The sequence below is a fragment of the Vibrio sp. 1562 genome (assembly GCF_033340155.1).
Classification (GTDB): Bacteria; Pseudomonadota; Gammaproteobacteria; order Enterobacterales; family Vibrionaceae; genus Vibrio; species Vibrio alginolyticus.
The window spans coordinates 1-812 of the sequence record NZ_JAWOVY010000217.1 but is presented as its reverse complement, the minus strand read 5'-3'; the positions used below and the strand labels follow the sequence as shown (position 1 = coordinate 812).

At 48.6% G+C, this 812-nt stretch carries 1 protein-coding gene; it reads left to right on the top strand.

Going from position 1 to position 812, the window contains the following annotated elements:
- On the top strand, positions 1-812 hold an 812-nt coding region (locus tag R7Z49_RS24260), incomplete at both ends, for a BamA/TamA family outer membrane protein (RefSeq protein ID WP_318112262.1).

The following is an 812-nucleotide window of genomic DNA, read 5'->3' as shown; positions in this document are numbered from 1 at the left end:
TACCGTTGGAGTTGCGGGGGTTGCTAAAGGGGTTGGTCAGCCTCAAGCTGCACTATTTGGTATGGGGCTGTATTCGGAGAAAGACAGCTATATTGGTTTCCTCTCTGCATTTAATTATGCGCTCTCCCCCAATGTGCTGTTCAGTACTCAGATGTACCAAGCTCGTTTTAATGACAGTCCCTATTACTTAGGTGAGCAAGGCGATAACAACTCGTCGTTTGAATCTCAGACGATCACAAACAGTGATGAGCAAAAGTATAAGTTCGAATTCAAATACCTGTTGCCGTGGGGCGCGGTGAAAGATCATGGTTTGAAAGGCGCGTTTCTACCCAGCCGCGACGTTCGCTATGCATCGCCTTTGGCGTCGGGCGTTAGCTCTATCCTGCTGACGCCTTTTTATTCTTCACGAGCGTTGGATGTATACAATGATAAGAAAGAGCAAGCTTACGGTTTTACATTGGGTTTTGATTGGGACAACCGCGATAGCGCACGTAACACGACCCGAGGCTCGCATACCTCTTTGAATTTGACGACGGGCGCAGAAAGTGGGCAATCAGAGGAGCTGTGGCTCAAGTGGGAATTCCAAAATAGCCAATATTACTCGCTGGGGCCTCTTGGTGATTGGTTTGATCAACAAGTACTGGCCTTGGATTTTTATACAGCCGACACACCAACTTGGAATCAATGTGATGGTGTTGTTTGCAGTCGTCCGCCAGAGCACGAACAAGTTCGCTTGGGTGGGTTGTACCGTTTGAGAGGCTATACCGCGGGTCGTTACCATGGACGCTCTGCGATTCACTATTCTGCCGAAT